The following is a 16,569-nucleotide window of genomic DNA, read 5'->3' on the forward strand; positions in this document are numbered from 1 at the left end:
CGGTGCAGGCCTCGTTCAGAACGTATGGCGGATGCCGACGTTCACGCCCGCGGTTGTGCCGGTCGGCAGATTCAGCGCATTGTTGACCGACAGCCCGGTATGCATGCCGCCGTGATTGGTCACGAAGCCGACCTGCGCATAGGTGACCGTTGCTTTGGACAACGAATAGGTGAGCCCGCTCGACGCGAGAATCGAATTGTTCGAGCCGTCGTTCGCGTCGCGCGTGACCCAGATACCCGCATCGATATTCAGCGCCGGCGTGATGCCGTAGCTCGCGCCGCCCGAGTACACGCGATTGTTGAACGAACCGGCGACCTTGTATTGCGTGTACGACGCTTTCAACGTGAGGTTGTCGAACGAGTAGCGCGCGCCGAGCGTGCGTCCCCAGAACGCGACCACGCTCGGAATCGCGATCGATGCCGCGCTGCCGCCCGCGTTGCCGCTGTACAGCCCGCCATCGAGCGTCAGGCCGCCGAAGTGATAGCGCAGGCTCGCCGAGTACTGACGCCCCGCCTGGAAGTTGCCGGCGGCGCCGCCGAACGCGAACATGCCGCTCGCCTGCAAGCCGCCGATTTCCGGCGACGTGTACGAGATCCCGTTCGGGTTGAACAGGCCGGTCACGTACACGTTGTTCAGATAGGTGATGAGACCGCTGCCGAAGTAGCCCATCTCGCGCGGATCGGCGTCGTAGATCGCGAGGAAGAACGGCGAGAACTGCAAGCCGGCCTTGACGTTACCGTAGCGGCCATCGATACCGACCCACGCCTGGCGGCCGAACAGATTGCCGTTCGAGTTGTCGAACGAACCGTTGGCCACGCTGAAGCCGCTTTCGAGCATGAAGATCGCGCGCATGCCGCCGCCCAGATCTTCCACGCCGCGCATCCCGAAGCGCGAGCCGGACAGCCCGCTATCGGTGAACGAGTATTGATGACCGGCATTCTGGCCGGTCGCCGCGTTGAGCGTTTTACTCGTATAAAGCAGCGATCCATCGACGATCCCGAACAGCGTGACGCTGCTTTGGGCCTCGGCATGCGGGGCCGCGCCCAGCGCACATGCACCCACCAGACCAAGAATGGCTCCCACCCTGTTGCGATGACTTGCCGGCATGCTGCTGTCTCCTTGTTTTTACGTTATTGGATAAACGGCGAAACAGGTGCTGTGCTGCGGGGCGGTTTCGCTGGGCAATGAGCTTCCCTCGCAATCGGATAAGGAATGCGAAATATCGATCGATTGACGAGGGGGCCGCAGATCGAACGCGCTTCTTGTAGGTGTGCTGATCTCCTGATCACAGATGACGCGCGCGCTCGGCACTGCGAATGCGCCGCAGCGAATCAAGCCGTTTGCACGCGAAGTGCAGGGCGAAATTTCGCACGATCGTTCGGACTATGTCAACGAGGGAAACCGACCGAAAAACTGCAATGCAGGCCAAAATAGGGAAAACACCTAAATCGCGCGCGGCGTTTTATAGACCGGGTAAGTGGCTGTAATGAATTAAGAAATATGGAATCTACCGATTTGAAATGCTTATTCCCGTGCTCTCGCATATTCTGCATAGCGGAATTCACTCACAATGCGACGTCGTGACTGAAAAGCACGTGGCGTGCAGCCGACCAAGCCTTCGCAACAGGCTTCGAAAGCGCTATCCCAATTCCGCGTATTTGCCTGTAAGCTGCCAGAGACGGATTCGCGAGGGTGGCTACGTTGATCCGTTATGGTGCATTCGCTTTACAGCTGGACTACAACTTATTACCAATTCATTGCAAGGGATAATCAGTTATGAAGAGCTTCGCTATCAAACGAATCATGCTTGGGATTTCGGCTGCCGCATTCATGGCCGGTACGATCCCGCTCGCCTGCGCGCAAGGCACCGATGCCGCCGCGCCGGCCGCAAGCGCCGCGAAGCCCTCCAAGGCCGAGCTTAAGGCCGAACACAAGGCCGCTCGCAAACAGGCTCGCGCGAAGAAGAACGCCGAGTTGAAGAAGCTCGAAGACGCGGGCTACCAGCCGGCGGCTAACGATCCGAACTACCCGAACAAGCTGCAGGAAGCGCAGAAGAAGGTCGGCGCAAGCCAGTAAGCGCGCTCGGCAGACCCGGCGCAACGCATCGGTCATCGAGCGGGCGCCGGGTGTTTTCACTGCCTTCATGATGCTGTCATCCCAGTCGAAATTCCCGGTCGAATTCCGGCCCGCTTCGCCCCCTCCCGTACGCAGATAAAAACACGATTGCTTCTCGCTCACCCCATGTTTTAGGGCCTTTCGTGCCGCGGTTTTCGAATCGGTTACGCTGAGCCGTGAACAACGCGACCCGAACCGCACGAGATCATGGCAACGAAGCATGAAGTCAGGCGCTACAAGGCGAATCTCTCCGACGAACTGCACAGCGCCGCCCTCTACGAGACGCTCGCGAGCGTCGAACCCGATCAGTCCCGCAAGCAGGTTTATCAGGACCTCGCGCAGTCCGAGCATAGTCACGCGCAGGTGTGGGCCGACAAGCTGAAGGCCCACGGCGTGCAGCCGAAGGGTCACGGACACGCGGTGAAAACGCGCCTGATGAAAGGCCTCGTGCGCGTGTTCGGCGCGAACTTCGTGTTGCCGACGCTCGCCGCGGCCGAATACGCGGACCGCAATAAATATCGAGGCCAACGCGACGCGGGCCGCATGTCGGCCGACGAACATCATCACGCGGCCGTGGTGCAGACGCTGGCCGGCGGCGATCCGACTTTCGCCCCGGGCGCGCGCATCGCCGTGGCCGAGTCGTGGCACAAGAGCGCCGCGTCGGGCAACGATCTGCGCGCCGCGGTGCTCGGCGCGAACGACGGTCTCGTGTCGAACTTCTGCCTGATCATGGGCGTGGCGGGCGCGGGCACCGGCAACCAGACGATCCTGTTGACCGGCCTCGCCGGACTGATCGCCGGCGCCTGTTCGATGGCGCTCGGCGAATGGCTGTCGGTCACCAATGCGCGCGAACTGGCGAGCACGCAGATTGCCAAGGAGGCCGAAGAAATCGACGAACAGCCGGAAGCCGAGGAGCATGAACTCGCGCTGATCTATCGCGCGAAAGGGCTCGACGCGAACGAGGCGAAACGCGTCGCCGCGCAGATGATGCGCAACAGGGACAAAGCTCTCGACACGCTCACGCGCGAAGAACTCGGCCTCGATCCGGCCGAGCTCGGCGGCAATCCGTGGTCGGCGGCGGGTGTGTCGTTCTGCCTGTTCTCGCTCGGCGCGATCTTTCCGGTGCTGCCGTTTCTGTGGAGCCAGGGCGTCAGCGCGATCGTTCAGTGCGTGGTGCTCAGCATGCTGGCGCTCGCGTCGATCGGCGTGTTCACGTCGTTGTTCAATGGCCGCGGCGCGGCTTTTTCCGCGTTGCGGCAAATCGTGATCGGCCTGATCGCGGCGGGCTTTACGTTCGGGGTCGGGCGCTTGCTGGGGGTGTCGATTTCGTGAGCGGCGGCGCGCCGGCCGGGTACCCTCAAGCCCTTGCCCGGCAACGCTTTCCCTGCCGTCAAGGCGCACCTTACGGCTGTCAGGTGTCGCATTTCCTCATGTGGTTGTCGTAATTAGTCGGCAACCCACACTTTTTTCTGGCAACTATGTAGTCAATGCGCGGACAACGCTCCGCACGCCAGGAGAGCATCCGATGAATTCCCCCAAGGTCGTGGTCGAAGGGCTGTGCAAAGTATTCGGCAGTAATCCGAAACAGGCGCTCGCGATGCTGGCCGGCGGCGCGACGAAAGAAGACGTGTTCGCGCGCACCGGTCAGATCGTCGGCGTACACAACGTGTCGTTCGAGGTTCAGGAGGGCGAGATCTTCGTGCTGATGGGCCTGTCCGGCTCCGGCAAGTCGACGCTGATTCGCCTGATCAATCGGCTGGTCGAGCCGACCGCCGGCAAGGTGCTCATCGATGGCCGCGACGTCGCCGCGGTGCCGCGCGGCGAGCTGATCGCGGTGCGCCGCAAGGACATGAGCATGGTGTTCCAGTCGTTCGCGCTGATGCCGCAGCGCAACGTGCTGTCGAACGCGGCGTTCGGGCTGGAGGTGGCCGGCATCGGCCGCAAGGAGCGCGAAGCGCGCGCGATGACCGTGCTCGAGCAGGTCGGCCTCGCGCCGTTCGCGCACAAGCTGCCGTCCGAACTGTCGGGCGGCATGCAGCAGCGCGTCGGACTTGCGCGGGCGCTCGCGGTGAATCCGTCGCTGATGATCATGGACGAGGCGTTCTCCGCGCTCGATCCGCTCAAGCGCAAGGAAATGCAGAACGTGCTGCTGGAGCTGCAACGCGAACAGCAGCGCACGATCCTGTTCGTGTCGCACGATCTCGAAGAGGCGATGCGCATCGGCACCCGCATCGCGATCATGGAGGGCGGGCGCGTAGTGCAGATCGGCACGCCGCAGGAAATCATCAAGAACCCCGCCGACGACTACGTGCGCGCGTTCTTCGAAGGGATCGACACGAGCCGCTACCTGACGGCCGGCGATCTGATGCAGACCGACGCGGTGCCGTTGATGCACGCGCCGCAGATCGACGCGTCGAGCGTCGCCGCGACGCTCAACGGCAGCGCCGACTACGCGTTCGTGCTCGACGGCGCGCGGCGGATTCGCGGCTTCGTGTGCCGCGACGCGAGCGGCAGCGCGTCGCCGCAACTCAATCAGATCGAGTCCATTCATCGCAGCACGCCGCTCAACGATGTGGTCGAGCGCGTGGTGGCCAGCCGCGCGCCGCTGCCGGTCGTCGAAGCCGACGGCTCCTATTGCGGTTCGGTCAACAAGACGAACGTGCTGAACGTTCTTTCGCGCCATCGAGGTTCCCATGTCTGAAATCATTCCGATCGGCGCCTGGGTCGATCACGGCGTTCACTATCTGCTCGAACACGACGCGCAGACCTTCGACACGATCGGCAAGGTCATCGAAAGTTTTGCCGCGGCGGTCGAACACGGTTTGCAGGCGGTGCCGATGTGGGCGCTGATGGCGTTCTTCGTCGGCGTCGGTTTATGGCGGGTCGGCTGGCGTTTCGCGCTGTTCACGCTGGCGGCGCTGCTGCTGATCTACGGCACCGGCTTCTGGGATCAGATGGTGATCACGCTCGGCCTCACGCTGTCGTCGACGGTGATCAGTCTTCTGCTCGGCGTGCCGCTCGGCATCTGGATGGCGAAGAGCCGCACGGTCGAGATGATTGTGCGCCCGGTGCTCGATCTGATGCAGACGATGCCCGCATTCGTCTACCTGATTCCGGCCGCGATGCTGTTCGGCCTCGGCCGGGTGCCGGGGATTCTGTCGACGGTGATCTTCGCGATGCCGCCGGCGGTGCGTCTGACCGCGCTCGGCATCAAGCACGTGAATCACGAGATCGTCGAGGCGGGGCAGGCGTTCGGCTGCACACCGTGGCAGCTGCTGTACAAGGTGCAGTTTCCGAATGCGTTGCCGTCGGTGATGACCGGCGTGAACCAGACCATCATGATGGCTTTGTCGATGGTGATCATCGCGTCGATGGTCGGCGCGGGCGGTCTCGGCAACGACGTGCTCGCGAGTATCCAGCGGCTCGATATCGGGCTCGGTTTCGAGAGCGGGATGTCGGTGGTGATGCTGGCGATCATTCTGGACCGCATCACCGAGAGCTTCGGCCGCGCGCCGGGCAAGGCACGCGCGCCGCTGTTCGCCGGGCTGCGCAGCGCGATGAAGGTGCGCCGCGAGCCGGCCGCGCAACACGGCTGATCACGCCGATGAAGCGCGACACGCTCACCGCAGTCGACTCCACCCGGGCCGAGGGGGCCGACCCGCGGCTCGCGAAAGTCGCGCACGTCGGCTTTCTGACCTTGCCGAACTTTTCGATGATCGCGTTCACGAGCGCGGTCGAAGTGCTTCGGATGGCGAACTATGTGGGCCGCGCGCAGCACTACCGCTGGTCGGTGATCACGCCGGACGGCGAACCGGCCGCCGCGAGCAACGGCATCACGGTGAAGCCGACCACCACGCTCGCCGAGGCCGGCGTGCCGGATCTGCTGTTCGTCTGCGCGGGCTGGCATGTACGCGATTACGTGACCGATACGGTGGTCGCGCTGCTGCGCGATCTCGCCGAGCAACAGGTGCCGCTCGGCGGGATCTGCACCGGACCGTACGCGCTGCTCGCGGCCGGCGTGCTCGACGGCTATCGCGCGACCGTGCATTGGGAGGACATGTCGCCGCTGCATCAGCGCTATCCGCACGTGCGGTTCGCCGACGAACTGTTCGTGATCGACCGCGACCGGCTGACCTGCACCGGCGGCACCGCGCCGCTCGATCTGATGCTGCATCTGGTCGGTTTGCGGCTCGGCCAGGCGGCGGCCGCGCAGGTGTCGGAGCAGTTCATCGTCGAGCGGATTCGCGGCTCGACCGACTACCAGCACATTCCGGTCGATGCGCGGGTCGGCTTTTCGCGCGCGGAACTGGTCGAAGTGGTGCGGCTGATGGAAGCGAATATCGAGGAGCCGTTATCGCTCGACGAACTCGCGCGGCTCGTCAAGCTGTCGCAGCGTCATTTGCAGCGGATGTTCAAGATGTTCCTGAACGTATCGCCGACGCATTACTACCTGAGCTTGAGACTGCGCCGCGCGCGCGAACTGCTGCGCAATACCGATGCGTCGATCGCGCGGGTGACCGCGGTGTGCGGTTTTCATTCGCCGTGCCATTTCAGCAAGGCGTATCGCGCGCAGTTCGGGCATGCGCCGAGTGTTGAGCGGCGGGTGGTGGGATAACGTCTCCGTCTCGCCCCCAGGCCCGCCGCTTGCTGCCAACAGCAGCCCGCCACCCTCCACTCGACGGGCGCGTTCCGCTTCGCGGCAGCGAGGCCGCAACCGATCGCCCGCGCCGCATCTGAACCAGGAGAGGTGTGATGGGAGACGACACTCACCAGAATCAGGGCTACGACCGGCGCCGCTTTCTCGCCGGCGTAGCCGCCGTGGCCGGCGGCGTCGCGCTATCGGGTTGCGGCGGCGGGGGCGGCGGGATCTCGGACGGCGGCGACGCGCCCGCGCCGTCGGTCACCGATCTGCCGTCGCCCGACGGCGCCGACCGCTACAGCCTGCCGCGCCCGGCGCTGCCCGCGCCGGCCAGCTCGGGTGTCGACTTCATCGTGCTGGTCACGATGGAAAACCGTTCGTTCGATCACTACCTCGGCTGGGCTCCCAACGCCGAGGGCCGGCCCGCCAGCCAGCAGTTCAAGGACGCGTTCGGCGCGACCCAAACGCCGTTTTCGCTCGCGGCGAATGCCGCGTACGGCTATCAGGCGTGCGCATACCAGGACCCCAATCACAGCTACGACGGCGCCCGCACGCAACTGGCGTCGGGCGAGATGAACGGCTGGCTGCTCACGCCGGCCACCAGCGCGCACCAGGGCGACCTGCTGCCGATCGGCTACTACGAGTCGGCCGATCTGCCGTTCTTCAACGCGGTCGCCAGTCACTACACGATCGGCGATTTCTACTTCAGCGGGATCCTGACCAGCACCTTTCCGAACCGCCTGTACCTGCACAGCGGCGCGACGGACCGGCTCGACGAGCGCATCGACACGTGCTCGCTCGCGACGATCTGGGACCGGCTCAGCGACGCCAATGTCGGCTGCAATTACTACTATCGCGACGTGCCGTTCACCGCGCTGTACGGCACCCGGTATCTCGGCATTTCGAAGCCGTTCACGGACTTTCTCAGCAAGGCGGCGACCGGCACGCTGCCGCCGTTCTGCATGGTCGACCCGACGTTCGCGGGCGAGCTGGCCGGCGTGTCCGGCGACGATCATCCGCACGCTGACATCCGCAACGGCCAGGCGTTTCTCGATCAGGTCTACGAAGCGCTGCGCACGAGCCCGACGTGGAACCGCACGCTGATGATCATCGTGTACGACGAATGGGGCGGTTTCGCCGACCACGTGGTGCCGCCGACCCGGCCGATCAGCAACAGCGAGCATGCGCTCGGCAACGACGGCAAGCTCGGCTTCCGGGTGCCGCTCGCGCTGCTGGGCCCGCGCGTGCCCGCTGGCACGGTCACGCGTTATCCGTTCGATCCGAGTTCGATTCACGCGCTGCTGCAATGGCGCTTCGGCCTGCAGCCGCTCGGCGTGCGCGGCAACGACCCGGCGACCGTCAATCTCGCCTATGCGCTCGATTTCAACGCCGCGCCGCGTACCGACGCCCCGGCGTTCACGGTGCCGCAGGGGCCGTTCGGCGGCCGCTGTGCGCTGACGCCCGCCGCACCGTCGTCGAGTTCGGTGGGGGCGATCGATCAATCCGAACGGGCGCTCAATCCGACCGTGGACCGCTTCGCGGAGCTGCGCGCGAAGGCGGCTTTGTCAGGATTCCAGACCAGCGGCGGCTAAGCCGCGCTTGAACAGACCGGCTTCGTCAGATCGCCTGCGCGCGGCCCGGGAAGGTCTCGTCGTAGCCCGAGCCGTCGTCCACCTCGGCGGCGGTGCCGCGCTGCTCGCGATACATGACCGGCGGGAGTCCGAACTGTTTGCGAAATTCGCGCCCCAGGTGCGACGCATCGGAAAAGCCGCAGCTCGACGCGATATCGGCGACGGTCTTGTCGGAACTGGTGAGCAGCCACGCGGCGGTGCGCAGCCGCACCTGCTTCGCGTATGCCTGCGGCGCCTTGCCGGTCTGCGCCTTGAACAGCCGTTCGAGCTGGCGCGGCGACAGGTCGAGCTTGCGCGCGAGTTCGTCGAGCGACAGCGCGCGGCCCACGTGCTGCTCCATCAGCAGGATCGCGCGCTTGACCTTCGGATGCGCGGCCGGCGCGAGACCCGGCGGATGCGGCTGCGGCGCGTTGCCTTTCTGCAGGTCGTCGACCAGCAGGATGCGCAGCGCCTTTTGCACGGTCGCGGTTTCGAAATGGCGCAGCAGGATCGCGGCGGCGACGTCGATCGATGCGCGCCCGCCCGAGCAGGTGATGCGCCGCCGGTCGATCACGAACAGCCGGTCGGCCACCAGCATCTCTTCGTCGACGGTCGGAAAGCGCTCGATGAAATCCCAGTAGTGAAACCAGCTCACGCAGATCCGGTGGCCGTCGAGCACGCCCGCGCGCATCAGCGAGAACACGCCGGTGCACATGCCGACCAGCGTCGCATCGCGCGCGGCGGCGCGGCGGATAAACGCGAGCGTCGCGTCGCTGGTGGCCGGCCCCGAGTGCAGCAGGCCGCCGACCACCACCACGTAATCGAACGGCTCGGCGCTGTCGAAGGTTTCCCACGGCGTGATCTGGATCCCGCAACTCGCGCGCACCGGAGCCAGGGTTTCCCCGATCACGCTCCATGAACAGCGCACCGGCTTGCTGAAGTCGCCTTCGTCGGCGGACAGGCGCAGCAGATCGACGAAACCCGAGAATGCGGTCAGCGTGAAGTTCGGCAGCAGGATGATGCCGAAGCGGATGCGCTGCTTCGGCGCGCCGTCGAGCGATTGAAGGGGAAGCGAGTCAGCGGGATTCATGCGCGCGGCCGGTCGGCAAAAAAGAAAGCGGGAGCGTACCAGCAACCAAAAAACATCTGCAAATGCGTGCAATAAGCATAGCACCGCGTCGGCGCGAACAAATTCGCCGGCGCCGGCCCGCGGCCGGCCGTCCCAACACTCGATCAAACCGGTCCCGAACCCCGCCCACAGCCGCATTGACGGCGCTATCCCAGCGCGATGCCGTTTTTGTTCTATCGACCGGTTTCTGGCTGCGGTCCAATAAGCGCACAGTCAACCCGGCATCGCAACGCCCCAACGCCCCGCGCAAAGGCCCAGCTATGAACGTCAGCGTCTTCGATCTGTTCAAGATCGGCATCGGCCCCTCCAGCTCGCATACGGTCGGGCCGATGATCGCCGCGTGCCGCTTCGCGTCGCATATCGAGGATGCGAACCTGCTCGGCTTCGTGCGCCGCGTCCGGGCCGAACTGTTCGGCTCGCTCGGCGCGACCGGCAAGGGCCACGGCACCGACAAGGCGGTGCTGCTCGGCCTCGAAGGCAATCTGCCCGATCTGATCGACCCGGACCTGATCGAGCCGCGGCTGCGCGCGATCCGCGAGACCAGACAGTTGAACCTGCTCGGCAAGCAGACGATTGCTTTCGACGAGCGCGAGCATCTCGGCTTTTATCGCAAGCTGATGCCGGGCGCGCCCGGTTCGAGCGTCGTGCATCCGAACGGGATGCGCTTCCAGGCGTTCGACGAGAACGGACAGTTACTGGTGGAGAAAGAGTATTACTCGATCGGCGGCGGCTTCGTCATCAATCGCGAAGGCGACCGCGTGAACGGTCTGCGCGCGAGCGCGGAAGTGCCGTACCCGTTTCGCACCGGCGACGACCTGATGCGCGTATGCCGCGAAAGCGGTCTGTCGATCGCGGCGGTCACGCTGGCCAACGAATGCGCGACGCGCTCCGAGCACGAGGTGCGTGAAGGACTGCTGGCGATCTGGCGCACGATGGCCGCCTGCGTCGAGCGCGGCTGCAAGGCGCACGGCGAGCTGCCCGGCCCGATGCACGTGAAGCGCCGCGCGGCCGACCTGTGCGTGCAATTGCGCACGCGCTCCGAAGAATCGCTGCGTGATCCGCTGTCGATGCTCGACTGGGTCAATCTGTACGCGATGGCCGTCAACGAGGAAAACGCGGCCGGCGGCCGGGTCGTCACCGCGCCGACCAACGGCGCGGCCGGCGTGATCCCCGCGGTGCTGCATTACTACGTGAAGTTCATGCATGCATCGAACGACGCCGGGATCGTCGAATTTCTGCTGACCGCCGCGGCGATCGGGATCATCTACAAGGAGACCGCGTCGATCTCCGGCGCTGAAGTGGGCTGCCAGGGCGAAGTGGGCGTCGCCTGCTCGATGGCCGCCGCCGCGCTCGCGGCGGTAATGGGCGGCACCGCGGCCCAGGTCGAGAACGCCGCCGAGATCGGCATGGAACACAACCTGGGAATGACCTGCGACCCGGTCGGCGGGCTCGTGCAGATTCCGTGCATCGAGCGCAACGCGATGGGCGCGATCAAGGCGATCAACGCCGCGCGCATGGCGATGAAGGGCGACGGCAAGCACGTGGTGTCGCTCGACAGCGTGATCCGCACGATGCGCGAAACCGGCGCCGATATGAAAACCAAGTACAAGGAGACGTCGCGCGGCGGGCTGGCCGTGAACGTCATCGAATGTTGAACCGCTGTTGAACCGCTTTGAACCGTTACACCGCACCAGCGAAACCGCCAAAGGAACCACGATGAGCCGCTATTCGATCTTCAGCCTGTTGCGCAACGGGATGTCGTACCACGAGAACTGGGAGCGGCAGTGGCGCAGTCCCGAGCCTAAAACCGAGTACGACGTGGTGATCGTCGGCGGCGGCGGGCATGGTCTGGCGACCGCGTACTACCTCGCGAAAGAGCACGGCGTGCGCAACGTCGCGGTGCTCGAGAAAGGCTGGATCGGCGGCGGCAATACCGCGCGCAATACCACGATCGTGCGCTCGAACTACCTGTGGGACGAATCCGCGGCGCTGTACGAAAAAGCGATGAAGCTGTGGGAAGGGCTCTCGCAGGATCTGAACTACAACGTGATGTTCAGCCAGCGCGGCGTGATGAATCTCGCGCATACGCTGCAGGACGTGCGCGACACAGAGCGCCGCGTGAACGCGAACCGCCTGAACGGGGTCGACGCCGAATTCCTGACGCCCGCGCAGATCAAGGAAATCGAACCGACGATCAACCTGAACAGCCGCTACCCGGTACTCGGCGCGTCGATCCAGCGGCGCGGCGGCGTCGCGCGTCACGATGCGGTCGCGTGGGGCTATGCGCGCGGCGCGGATCAGGCCGGCGTCGATATCGTGCAGAACTGCCAGGTCACCGGAATTCGCCGCAACGGCAGCCAGGTGACCGGCGTCGATACGACCAAAGGCTTCATCAAGGCGAAGAAAGTCGCGGTGGTCGCGGCGGGCAATACCTCGACGCTCGCCGATATGGCCGGCATCCGTCTGCCGCTCGAAAGCCATCCGTTGCAGGCGCTGGTGTCCGAGCCGATCAAGCCGGTCGTCAATACGGTGGTGATGTCGAACGCGGTGCACGCGTATATCAGCCAGTCCGACAAGGGCGATCTGGTGATCGGCGCGGGCGTCGATCAGTACACCGGCTTCGGCCAGCGCGGCAGCTTCCACATCATCGAAGGCACGCTGGAGGCGATCGTCGAAATGTTCCCGGTGTTTTCGCGGGTGCGGATGAACCGCCAGTGGGGCGGCATCGTCGACGTGTCGCCGGATGCGTGCCCGATCATCAGCAAGACCGACGTGAAGGGCCTGTATTTCAACTGTGGATGGGGGACCGGCGGCTTCAAGGCGACGCCGGGATCGGGTTGGGCGTATGCGCACACGATCGCCAGAGACGAGCCGCATCCGCTGAACGCGCCGTTCTCGCTGGACCGGTTCTATACCGGCCACCTGATCGACGAACACGGCGCCGCGGCGGTCGCGCACTAACGCCGCCCGATGCAACGACAAGGAGATACCACATGCTGCTGATCGAATGCCCATGGTGCGGTCCGCGCGCCGAAAGCGAATTTAGCTGCGGCGGCGAAGCCGATATCGCCCGCCCGCTGAATCCCGAAACACTGAGCGACAAGGAATGGGGCGACTACCTGTTCATGCGCAAGAACCCGCGCGGCGTGCACCGCGAGCAATGGCTGCACACCCAGGGGTGCCGCCGCTGGTTCATCGCGCAGCGCGACACCGTCAGCTACGCGTTCCAGGGTTACGACACGTTCGAGCGGCCGCTGCTCGCGCAGGACGCACCGACGAACACAGCCGCGGTTAATCAGGTACAGGCAGGCCAGTCACAAGAGGGCAAAGCATCATGAGCCAGAACGACCGACTCCCGAACGGCGGGCGCATCAATCGCGCGATCGCGCTGAGCTTCACGTTCAACGGCGTCACCTATCAGGGCTACCAGGGCGACACGCTGGCGTCCGCGCTGCTCGCGAACGGGCTGCGCTTCGTCGCGCGCAGCTGGAAGTATCACCGGCCGCGCGGGATCATCACCGCCGGCGTCGAAGAACCGAACGCAGTCGTGCAGCTCGAAACCGGCGCATACACGGTGCCGAATGCGCGCGCCACTGAAGTGGAGCTGTATCAGGGGCTCGTCGCGACCAGCGTGAACGCGAAGCCGAGCATCGAGAAAGACCGCATGGCGATCAACCAGAAGTTCGCGCGCTTCATTCCGGCGGGCTTCTACTACAAGACCTTCATGTGGCCGCGCAAATTCTGGCCGAAGTACGAAGAAGTGATTCGCGACGCGGCCGGTCTCGGCACCGCGCCGACCCAGCGCGACGCGAACCGCTACGACAAGTGCTTTGCGCATTGCGACGTGCTGGTGGTCGGCGGCGGGCCGAGCGGCCTCGCGGCCGCGCACGCGGCGGCGAGTTCCGGCGCGCGCGTGACGCTGGTCGACGATCAGCCCGAACTCGGCGGCTCGCTGCTGTCGTGTCCGGCGACGATCGACGGCAAGCCGGCGCTGCAATGGGTGCAGAAAATCGAGGACGAATTGCGGCAGATGCCCGACGTGCGGATTCTGAGCCGCAGCACCGCGTTCGGCTATCAGGATCACAACCTCGTCACCGTCACGCAGCGTCTCACCGATCATCTGCCGGTGTCGCAACGCAATGGCACCCGCGAACTGCTGTGGAAGATTCGCGCGAAGCGCGTGATTCTCGCGACCGGCGCGCACGAGCGGCCGATCGTCTTCGGCAACAACGATCTGCCCGGCGTGATGCTCGCGTCGGCGGTGTCGACCTATCTGCATCGCTATGCGGTGCTGCCGGGCCGCAACGCGGTGGTGTTTACGAATAACGACGACGGCTATCAATGCGCGCTCGATCTGAAAGCGGCCGGCGCGCAGGTGACCGTGGTCGATCCGCGTACCGGCGAATCGAAGGGCACGCTGCCGACACTCGCGCGCCGTCACGGTGTGAAGGTGCTGGCCGGCACGGTGGTGACCGCCGCGCACGGCAAGCTGCGGGTCGCGTCGGTGGACCTCGCGGCGTACGCGAACGGCCAGGTCGGCGCGAGCCAGGGCCAACTGTCGTGCGATCTGCTGGCGACCTCCGGCGGCTGGAGCCCGGTGCTGCATCTGTTCGCGCAGTCGGGCGGCAAGGCGCACTGGCATGACGAAAAAGCCTGCTTCGTGCCGGGTAAGGCGATGCAGGCGGAAACCAGCGTCGGCGCATGCGCGGGCGACTTCGCGCTGGCCAGCGGGATGCGCTTCGCACTCGACGCCGGCGCCGAGGCGGCGCGCGCGGCCGGCTACATCGTCACGCGGCCGAAGGCGGTGCAGGTCGCCGAGCAGACCGAAACGAAGATGCAGCCGTTGTGGCTGGTCGGGGGACGCGAGCAGGCGACGCGCGGACCGAAGCAGTTCGTCGATTTCCAGAACGACGTGTCGGCGGCCGATATTTTCCTCGCCGCGCGCGAAGGCTTCGAATCGGTCGAACACGTGAAGCGCTATACCGCGATGGGCTTCGGCACCGATCAGGGCAAGCTCGGCAACATCAACGGGATGGCGATTCTCGCGCAGGCGCTCGGCAAGACGATCCCCGAGACCGGCACGACCACGTTCCGGCCGAACTACACGCCGGTCACGTTCGGCACCTTCGCCGGCCGCGAACTCGGCGAGTTTCTCGATCCGGTGCGCAAGACCGCGGTACACGAATGGCACGTGCAGCACGGCGCCGCGTTCGAGGACGTCGGCAACTGGAAGCGCCCGTGGTACTACCCGAAGGCGGGCGAGGACATGCACGCGGCGGTCGCGCGCGAATCGCTGGCAGTGCGAACCAGTGTCGGCATTCTCGATGCGTCGACGCTCGGCAAGATCGACCTGCAAGGGCCCGACGCCGCGAAGCTGCTGAACTGGGTCTATACGAATCCGTGGACCAAGCTCGAAGTGGGCAAGTGTCGCTACGGTCTGATGCTCGACGAAAACGGCATGATCTTCGACGACGGCGTCACGGTGCGCCTCGCCGAACAGCACTACATGATGACGACCACGACCGGCGGCGCGGCGCGCGTGCTGACGTGGCTCGAACGCTGGTTGCAAACCGAGTGGCCCGACATGCGGGTGCGGCTCGCGTCGGTCACCGACCACTGGGCGACCTTCGCGGTGGTGGGCCCGAATAGCCGCAAGGTGCTGCAGAAGGTGTGCGAGGACATCGACTTCGCGAACGCGGCGTTCCCGTTCATGACCTATCGCGAAGGCACGGTGGCCGGCGTGGCGGCGCGCGTGATGCGGATCAGCTTCTCGGGCGAACTCGCGTATGAAGTGAACGTGCCGGCCAATGTGGGGCGCGCGGTGTGGGAAGCGTTGATGGCGGCGGGCGCGCAATTCGACATCACGCCGTACGGCACCGAAACGATGCACGTGCTGCGCGCGGAGAAGGGCTACATCATCGTCGGTCAGGATACCGACGGCTCGATGACGCCGAACGATATCGGCATGGGCGGGCTGGTCGCGAAGTCGAAAGACTTTCTCGGCAAGCGTTCGCTGAGCCGCTCGGATACCGCGAAGGCGGGGCGCAAGCAGCTGGTCGGACTGTTGACGCAGGAGGCGTCGCTGGTGCTGCCGGAAGGCGCGCAGATCGTCGCCGGGCCGTTCCAGGGCGACATGGCGCCGATGCTCGGGCACGTGACGTCGAGCTATTTCAGCCCGATCCTGAAGCGCTCGATCGCGATGGCGGTCGTCAAGGGCGGCCTCGACAGGATCGGCGAAGCGGTCACTATTCCGCTCGCGGGCGGCAAACAGATCAGCGCGAAGATCACCAGCTCGGTGTTCTACGACAGCGAAGGAGCACGTCAACATGTGGAATGAAACTAGCAGCACGGTGTCGATCGTGGACCGCGCAGTTGGACGGCAAACCGGTGTGTGGCAGGAGTCGCCGCTGGTGGGCGTGGATGCGCTGCTCAAGCAGCATCAGGCTACGGCGACCGCCGCGTTCCGGCTCAATGAGCGGCCGTTTCTCGAACTCGTGAACGTGCGCGGCGATACCCGCGACGCGGCGTTCATGAACGCGGTCGAACAGGTGATCGGCTGCAAGCCGCCCGAGAAGGCCAATACGGTCGCGCGCGGCAACGGCTATCAGATCATGTGGCTCGGCCCGGACGAGTGGCTGATCGGCTCGGCGGCCGCGCACGACGCGACCCGCACCGCGCCGCTCGAAGCGAAACTGCGCGCGGCGTTCGCCGGACTGTTCGCGTCGGCGGTCGATATCGGCAGCGGCTATACGGTGCTCGAAATCAGCGGCGCGCGCACGCGCGACGTACTCTCGCGCGGCTGTCCGCTCGATCTGCATCCGAAGCTGTTCGGCGTCGGGCAGTGCGCGCAGAGCCACTATTTCAAGGCGTCGATTACGCTGCTGCCGACCGGCGCGGACAGTTTCGATATCGTCGTGCGGCGCAGCTTCGCGGATTACTTCGTGAAGATCATGCTCGATGCAGCCGAGCCGCTGAAGGGCTGAGCGTCGTCGAGCGCGAATGCGCGGCCAAGCGGTGGGCGGTGCGTAGCGCATCGTCCGCCGTTTGCCGCGAGTCGTCCGCTTTATCCGTCCACC

13 protein-coding genes are annotated in these 16,569 nt (G+C 65.3%); 11 read left to right on the top strand and 2 right to left on the bottom strand.

The genetic code is table 11. The features are described 5' to 3' along the window. Nucleotides 1–15: 15 nt before the first annotated feature. The gene (locus tag BTH42_RS26175; RefSeq protein ID WP_075304075.1) at nt 16–1,107 is read right to left on the bottom strand and encodes a porin; all 1,092 of its coding nucleotides are present in this window, start codon (nt 1,105–1,107) and stop codon (nt 16–18) included. 669 nt (nt 1,108–1,776) lie between these two features. Between BTH42_RS26175 and BTH42_RS26180 the strand changes: the two genes are divergently transcribed. From BTH42_RS26180 to BTH42_RS26205, 6 genes are all read left to right on the top strand, one after another. Further along, complete coding sequence (locus tag BTH42_RS26180) at nt 1,777–2,076, top strand: hypothetical protein (RefSeq protein ID WP_083654916.1); 300 nt, start codon at nt 1,777–1,779, stop codon at nt 2,074–2,076. Between the two features lie 246 nt (nt 2,077–2,322). Further along, the gene (locus tag BTH42_RS26185; RefSeq protein ID WP_075304076.1) at nt 2,323–3,447 is read left to right on the top strand and encodes a VIT1/CCC1 transporter family protein; all 1,125 of its coding nucleotides are present in this window, start codon (nt 2,323–2,325) and stop codon (nt 3,445–3,447) included. A 193-nt stretch (nt 3,448–3,640) separates the two neighbouring features. Continuing rightward, nucleotides 3,641–4,816, top strand: coding sequence for a glycine betaine/L-proline ABC transporter ATP-binding protein (locus BTH42_RS26190; protein WP_075304077.1), 1,176 nt, complete (start codon nt 3,641–3,643; stop codon nt 4,814–4,816). Then, nucleotides 4,809–5,711 carry a choline ABC transporter permease subunit gene (gene choW, locus BTH42_RS26195; RefSeq protein ID WP_075304078.1) on the top strand — a complete coding sequence of 301 codons (903 nt, stop codon included), beginning with the start codon at nt 4,809–4,811 and terminating at the stop codon, nt 5,709–5,711. Before BTH42_RS26190 ends, choW begins: the two co-directional genes overlap by 8 nt. Nucleotides 5,712–5,719: 8 nt before the next feature. Further along, on the top strand, nt 5,720–6,730 hold the full coding sequence (locus BTH42_RS26200; protein WP_075304079.1) for a GlxA family transcriptional regulator: 1,011 nt from the start codon (nt 5,720–5,722) through the stop codon (nt 6,728–6,730). A 137-nt stretch (nt 6,731–6,867) separates the two neighbouring features. Further along, the gene (locus tag BTH42_RS26205; protein ID WP_075304080.1) at nt 6,868–8,346 is read left to right on the top strand and encodes an alkaline phosphatase family protein; all 1,479 of its coding nucleotides are present in this window, start codon (nt 6,868–6,870) and stop codon (nt 8,344–8,346) included. A gap of 25 nt (nt 8,347–8,371) precedes the next feature. Here the strand turns inward: BTH42_RS26205 and BTH42_RS26210 are convergent, their stop codons facing one another. After that, complete coding sequence (locus BTH42_RS26210; protein WP_075304081.1) at nt 8,372–9,454, bottom strand: GlxA family transcriptional regulator; 1,083 nt, start codon at nt 9,452–9,454, stop codon at nt 8,372–8,374. 299 nt (nt 9,455–9,753) lie between these two features. On the opposite strand from BTH42_RS26210, the gene BTH42_RS26215 reads away from it, so the two are divergent. From BTH42_RS26215 to BTH42_RS26235, 5 genes are all read left to right on the top strand, one after another. Continuing rightward, complete coding sequence (locus BTH42_RS26215; RefSeq protein ID WP_075304082.1) at nt 9,754–11,148, top strand: L-serine ammonia-lyase; 1,395 nt, start codon at nt 9,754–9,756, stop codon at nt 11,146–11,148. 61 nt (nt 11,149–11,209) lie between these two features. Further along, the gene (locus tag BTH42_RS26220; RefSeq protein WP_075304083.1) at nt 11,210–12,454 is read left to right on the top strand and encodes a sarcosine oxidase subunit beta family protein; all 1,245 of its coding nucleotides are present in this window, start codon (nt 11,210–11,212) and stop codon (nt 12,452–12,454) included. Nucleotides 12,455–12,486: 32 nt separating this feature from the next. After that, nucleotides 12,487–12,831: a sarcosine oxidase subunit delta gene (locus tag BTH42_RS26225; RefSeq protein WP_075304084.1), complete on the top strand. Its 345-nt coding sequence runs from the start codon at nt 12,487–12,489 to the stop codon at nt 12,829–12,831. After that, complete coding sequence (locus tag BTH42_RS26230; protein WP_075304085.1) at nt 12,828–15,830, top strand: sarcosine oxidase subunit alpha family protein; 3,003 nt, start codon at nt 12,828–12,830, stop codon at nt 15,828–15,830. Before BTH42_RS26225 ends, BTH42_RS26230 begins: the two co-directional genes overlap by 4 nt. Beyond that, the gene (locus tag BTH42_RS26235; protein WP_075304086.1) at nt 15,820–16,476 is read left to right on the top strand and encodes a sarcosine oxidase subunit gamma; all 657 of its coding nucleotides are present in this window, start codon (nt 15,820–15,822) and stop codon (nt 16,474–16,476) included. The genes BTH42_RS26230 and BTH42_RS26235 overlap by 11 nt, the downstream gene beginning before the upstream one ends. Nucleotides 16,477–16,569 lie beyond the last annotated feature (93 nt).

This window comes from Burkholderia sp. SRS-W-2-2016 (assembly GCF_001931485.1).
Lineage (GTDB): Bacteria > Pseudomonadota > Gammaproteobacteria > Burkholderiales > Burkholderiaceae > Paraburkholderia.

Coding starts and splice junctions, on each gene's coding strand:
- BTH42_RS26175 (WP_075304075.1), bottom strand. CDS start 1,107: ATGCCGGCAAGTCATCGCAACAGGGTGGGAGCCATTCTTGGTCTGGTG.
- BTH42_RS26180 (WP_083654916.1), top strand. CDS start 1,777: ATGAAGAGCTTCGCTATCAAACGAATCATGCTTGGGATTTCGGCTGCC.
- BTH42_RS26185 (WP_075304076.1), top strand. CDS start 2,323: ATGGCAACGAAGCATGAAGTCAGGCGCTACAAGGCGAATCTCTCCGAC.
- BTH42_RS26190 (WP_075304077.1), top strand. CDS start 3,641: ATGAATTCCCCCAAGGTCGTGGTCGAAGGGCTGTGCAAAGTATTCGGC.
- choW (WP_075304078.1), top strand. CDS start 4,809: ATGTCTGAAATCATTCCGATCGGCGCCTGGGTCGATCACGGCGTTCAC.
- BTH42_RS26200 (WP_075304079.1), top strand. CDS start 5,720: ATGAAGCGCGACACGCTCACCGCAGTCGACTCCACCCGGGCCGAGGGG.
- BTH42_RS26205 (WP_075304080.1), top strand. CDS start 6,868: ATGGGAGACGACACTCACCAGAATCAGGGCTACGACCGGCGCCGCTTT.
- BTH42_RS26210 (WP_075304081.1), bottom strand. CDS start 9,454: ATGAATCCCGCTGACTCGCTTCCCCTTCAATCGCTCGACGGCGCGCCG.
- BTH42_RS26215 (WP_075304082.1), top strand. CDS start 9,754: ATGAACGTCAGCGTCTTCGATCTGTTCAAGATCGGCATCGGCCCCTCC.
- BTH42_RS26220 (WP_075304083.1), top strand. CDS start 11,210: ATGAGCCGCTATTCGATCTTCAGCCTGTTGCGCAACGGGATGTCGTAC.
- BTH42_RS26225 (WP_075304084.1), top strand. CDS start 12,487: ATGCTGCTGATCGAATGCCCATGGTGCGGTCCGCGCGCCGAAAGCGAA.
- BTH42_RS26230 (WP_075304085.1), top strand. CDS start 12,828: ATGAGCCAGAACGACCGACTCCCGAACGGCGGGCGCATCAATCGCGCG.
- BTH42_RS26235 (WP_075304086.1), top strand. CDS start 15,820: ATGTGGAATGAAACTAGCAGCACGGTGTCGATCGTGGACCGCGCAGTT.